5 protein-coding genes are annotated in these 4,885 nt (G+C 65.4%); 2 read left to right on the top strand and 3 right to left on the bottom strand.

Features of this window, described 5'->3' with window-relative positions; all coding sequences use genetic code 11:
* The 3 genes from AC062T_RS11385 to AC062T_RS11375 form a co-directional block, all read right to left on the bottom strand.
* The coding region (locus AC062T_RS11385) for a hypothetical protein (protein WP_476030128.1) at window positions 1-375 on the bottom strand (375 nt) is incomplete at its 3' end.
* A gap of 2 nt (window positions 376-377) precedes the next feature.
* Entirely contained in the window at window positions 378-962 is a 585-nt protein-coding gene (locus tag AC062T_RS11380; protein WP_476030126.1) for a TasA family protein, read from the bottom strand.
* 106 nt (window positions 963-1,068) lie between these two features.
* Window positions 1,069-1,608, bottom strand: coding sequence for an alternate-type signal peptide domain-containing protein (locus tag AC062T_RS11375; protein WP_476030124.1), 540 nt, complete (start codon window positions 1,606-1,608; stop codon window positions 1,069-1,071).
* A gap of 386 nt (window positions 1,609-1,994) precedes the next feature.
* Here AC062T_RS11375 and AC062T_RS11370 point away from each other — a divergent pair, with 386 nt between their 5' ends.
* A complete protein-coding gene (locus AC062T_RS11370) occupies window positions 1,995-4,055 on the top strand; it encodes an alpha-1,4-glucan--maltose-1-phosphate maltosyltransferase (RefSeq protein ID WP_476030122.1) in 2,061 nt (686 codons plus the stop codon).
* The coding region (locus AC062T_RS11365; RefSeq protein ID WP_476030120.1) for a GlgB N-terminal domain-containing protein at window positions 4,052-4,885 on the top strand (834 nt) is incomplete at its 3' end. The genes AC062T_RS11370 and AC062T_RS11365, both read left to right, overlap by 4 nt.

The following is a 4,885-nucleotide window of genomic DNA, read 5'->3' as shown; positions in this document are numbered from 1 at the left end:
CCAGACAGTGAACTTCGACGCCCACGTGGCATCGACTCCCGTGAATGCGGCACTGAGCTGGGTACTCACCGGCATTGCGGTCGTCCGCGTCGTGGCGGTCGTGTTCGTCACCGTGACGGTGCCATTCGCCGTCGCAGCGTGGTTCTGAAAACTAAAGTTTGCGAAGGTGCCACCGAATGCTGCCGTGACCGCGAGCTGAGCGCCCTTGGCCGTGCTGGTAGCGGTAGCGCTGGCGTTCCACAGGGCGTACGTGACGCCGGCCCCGGATGCGACGAGCAACACAACAAGGGCCAGGATGCCGCCGCTGTGAATGAGCGTGCCGCGCAGGGGATTGCGGCGGGCAGTCGAGCGGCGAAGGAACGCGGGGATTCTCATGGTTAGACCGTCTTCTGAGTCGCGGTCATCGTGAGCGTGAACGGCACGGTAGCGCCGTTGCTGACGTTGGAAGCGGTCGGGCTGAGCGTGACCTCGATGCAGACGGCCGACGACTCGGCTGCCGTCCAGGTGCCCAGTGCCTTTGCTGCGGATTGGAGCACGCTCGGTCCGGCGAGGTCAGCAGCCGCTGCGGGGCATGCGCCCTTGGATACGTCGATCGTGTAGTCGCTCACGGCAGCGGCGCTCGACGTGCCGACAACGGTCACATCGGCCGGCGTGGTGCCCGTGTTCTTGACCGTGACGGTCTGCTGAACCCGGTCACCGGGGAACATGGAGCCCCAGGCTGTCGCGTTGATCGGGGCTTCGGCGAGGTTGTTGATGGTGAGATTGAGGGATCCGGACGTCACAACTCCGGCAGAGACTGCAGCGGAGTCTGCCCAGAGCCCGTAGGTTCCCCCTGCGGCGGCGACGGCAATGAGGGTGGCACCCGCTGCCGCAGCGGCGATGGTCAGCATGCTGCGAACCGGGGCGCGGTTGAAACGGCGGTGGCTCGATACCGTCACGGAGTTGTGGTCTGACGCGAGCATGTGATCACCTCCTGGAGGGGAGTCAGGGAGAAGTGGAACGTGATGCGGAGTCGGTGGGCGCGAATCTACTGACCCGGGCCCACCGAGCTTCCAATGGAACCGGTGCTTACGGGGTCTGCGTGACCGTAACGGTCGCTCCCGAAAGGTTCAGGCTGCTGCCCTGGCCAACCTGGTTGGCGACAGTCGACGGGAAGTCGACCGTGATCTTGGCGACGACGGTGTAGCTACCAGCGGTGAGACCGGTGAAGGTCGAGACCGCGGCTCCGCCCTTGGTGACAGCGAACTCCGGGGTGACCGTTGCGCCGCTGATAGTCGACGTCACTGCGGTGGAAACGGTCTCACCGAGCGTGAACTTCAGGTTGTCGCCCACAGCATCGACGGTGAGGGTCTCCGTGTAGACGAGCTTGTTGCCGGGAACGATGCGGTAGGCAGCGAGCTGCGTCGCGGTGAGGGCGGTCGGCGCGCCGGTTCCGACCTGAACGGTCCAGGCGCCGGTTCCGGCAACAACATCGAGCTTGCCCGAGCTGACAACGGCAGCGTTCCCGACCGTAGCCGAGTCGTTCCAGTACGCGAGTGTGCCCGCGCCGCCGAGGAGGAGTGCGATGCCAGCAGCGCCGGCGATGGAACCCTTGATGAGCTTGTTCATGATGTTTCCTTTCGCGACATCGCGAAGGACGTCGGGTTAGTGGGCCCGACGAATTCACCGCGAACGCTCGCTAGAGCGTCACGCGATGCCGACATCGGGTTGTCTCGTGTGGTGGCGCCTCGGGGCGAAAACCGAGGCGATGGTGCTGGTAAGTGCGGGAGGGATCAAGCTCCGGGTATGAGCTTCTTTGGCATCCCCGAGTAGAGAGTGCACGTACCTGTATGCCCGTCGCCACCTCCGACATGTCCCCAGTGCAGGGGGTACACCCGTAGTCCCCTGCAATGCCGACAAGGGCCGTCCCCCGGTTTTCGCACAATGTCCCCCGAACCGCCTGCCGCGCCGGTTCGCCCTCCCCGTCAAGAGCCGAAACCGCTACGGTCAAGAACGTGGCCCCAGCGAACGCTCAACTCCAGCATCCGACCCCCGCCTACACGCCCCGAATCGGGCGAATCGCTATAACGCAGCTCGCCCCGAGGCAACCGGAGAACATCTGGCCAGCCAAAGCCTTTGTCGGAGAAGTCGTGCCGTTCAGCGCGACCATCTTCATGGAGGGGCACGAAGTACTCGGGGCCGAACTCCTGCTCACCGACCCTGCGGGAGCAGTGACCCGCCACCGGATGCTCGAGCGCACCCCAGGCACCGACCGTTTTGTTGTCGACGTGCTCATCGACCAGCAGGGCACCTGGTCGTGGAGGGTGCGGGCATTCTGCGATGACTGGGCCACCTGGCGGCACAACGCCTCAATCAAGGTGGCCATGAACAGCGACGCCGAGCTCATGGTCGACGAAGGCGCCGCCGTGCTCGCCCGGGCCGCGCGCGAGCATCCGCGCTCCTCCGTGATCCGAGCCCAGGCCGCTGCGCTGGGCGATCCGAAGCTCGCTCCCGCGGCCAGACTCGCGGCGGCGCTCGACACCCGGCTCACCGCCGCCTTGGCGAACGCCCCGATCGCCTCGCGCGAGACGTTCTCCGACTCGCTTGACCTGCGAGTCGAACGCACCCGGGCCGGCGTTGGCAGCTGGTACGAGTTCTTTCCCCGCTCAGAGGGCGCGCAGCGCCTCAAGGATGGCCGATGGAAGAGCGGCACCTTCCGCACCGCAGCACGGCGACTGCCTCAGCTCGCGGCAATGGGCTTCGACGTGCTCTATCTGCCGCCCATCCACCCCATCGGAACGAGCTTTCGCAAGGGCCCCAACAACACTCTGGATGCTGGCCCCGGCGACCCAGGCTCTCCCTGGGCTATCGGGTCGGCTGCTGGCGGGCACGACGCCGTGCACCCGGACCTCGGCACAATCGCCGACTTCTCTGCCTTCGTCTCTGCAGCATCCCGCAACGGAATCGACATCGCCCTCGACCTGGCCCTGCAATGCTCTCCCGATCACCCGTGGGTCACGGAGCATCCGGAGTGGTTCACGACCAGGGTCGACGGCACGATCGCCTACGCCGAGAACCCGCCCAAGAAGTATCAGGACATCTACCCTCTCAACTTCGATAACGACCCCACTGGGCTGCGCGAGGAGGTTCTGCGCGTCGTCGAGCACTGGATCGGGCTGGGAGTGCGAATCTTTCGGGTCGATAACCCGCACACCAAGCCGCTGCAGTTCTGGGAGTGGCTGCTTCATGAGGTCGCCATCCGCTATCCCGACGTCGTGTTTCTCGCCGAAGCGTTCACGCGGCCACCCATGCTTCAGGCCCTCGCCCAGGTGGGATTCCAGCAGTCGTACACATACTTCACCTGGCGCAATACCAAGCAGGAACTCATCGACTACCTCACGGAGCTCTCGCACGAGACCGCCGACTACCTGCGCCCCAATCTCTTTGTGAATACGCCGGACATCCTCACGGAGTATCTGCAGCGCGGCGGGCGGGCTGCCCACAAGATTCGTGCCGCTATCGCCGCGACGGGTGCCCCAACGTGGGGTGTCTATTCCGCGTTCGAGCTCGTAGAGAACGTGGCGCGGCCGGGGTCCGAGGAGAACATCGACAACGAGAAGTATGAGTATCGCCCGCGGGACTACGCTGCGGCAAAGGCGGAGGGCACGTCGCTTGCGCCCTACCTCACCACCCTCAACCGCATCCGCTCCGAACATGCCGCACTGCGGCAGCTCCGCACATTTCGCGCCCACTGGAGCGACGACGATTCGGTGCTCGTGTACACGAAGTACCTCCCGTCGGAATTCACCCCGGACGGGCGATCCGACGGCATCATCGTTGTCGCGAATCTTGACCCCCATGCCATAAAGGAGACGATGGTGCGGCTTGACCTCACGAGGCTCGGTCTCGACATCGACGCAACATTTGAGGTCACAGACCTCGTGACGGGAGCCCGGTTCCCGTGGGGCCGCGACACCTTCGTTCGGCTCGATCCGCTCGTGGAGCCCGTGCATATCCTGCAGGTTCACTACACCGGCGGGCCGAGCGCTTCGCGCACGACGGGAGCGACCGCATGACGATTCCCGAACTCGACACCGAAACAATCCTTGCCATCACCGAGGCCCGCCATCCGCACCCCCACTCCGTGCTTGGCCAGCATGCGGGCGGTGACGGAGTCATCATCCGGGTTCTTCGCCCCCTCGCAGAGACGGTGACGGCCGTTCTCTCTGATGGCGGCCAGGTCGAGCTCCGACACCTCACTAATGGGCTGTGGCACGGAAGCCACGCAGGGGTGGCGCAGCCGTACCGCATTGTCGCCACCTACGGCGAGGCAGAGTCGTGGGAGGCAGAGGACCCCTATCGGTTCTCCCCCACCGTCGGCGAAATTGACACCTACCTGTTCGCGGAGGGTCGGCACGAAGAACTGTGGCGGATGCTCGGAGCGCACGTGCGCACTCACGAAGGCGTTGCGGGGATTGCCGTCTCGGTGTGGGCGCCCCACGCTCGTGCCGTCCGCGTTATCGGCGACTTCAACGGCTGGAGCGGGCTCGGCCACGCCCTGCGCCGGCTCGACGATAACGGCGTCTGGGAGATATTCGTTCCGGGCGTCGGCGCTGGCGTCGCCTACAAGTTCGAGATCCTCACCCGCGCCGGCACCTGGGTCGTGCGGGCAGACCCTATGGCCCGCTACACAGAAATCCCCCCTCGCACCGCCTCCGTGACCGGCACCAGCGGCTACGAATGGCAGGATGCCGCGTGGCTGACCCAGCGATCGGCCAGCGACCCGCACAACATCCCCATGAGCGCCTACGAGTTGCACCTGGGGTCGTGGCGGCCCGGGCTCAGCTATCGGGATGCGGCCGACCAGATCATCGACTACGTCACAGATCTCGGCTTCACCCACGTG

This window comes from Homoserinimonas sp. (assembly GCF_056262345.1).
This window is presented reverse-complemented; position numbering and strand designations above follow the sequence as displayed.

Excerpts from the sequence above, each read along its gene's own strand:
- AC062T_RS11375 (WP_476030124.1), bottom strand. The coding sequence starts at position 1,608 with ATGAACAAGCTCATCAAGGGTTCCATCGCCGGCGCTGCTGGCATCGCA.
- AC062T_RS11380 (WP_476030126.1), bottom strand. The coding sequence starts at position 962 with ATGCTCGCGTCAGACCACAACTCCGTGACGGTATCGAGCCACCGCCGT.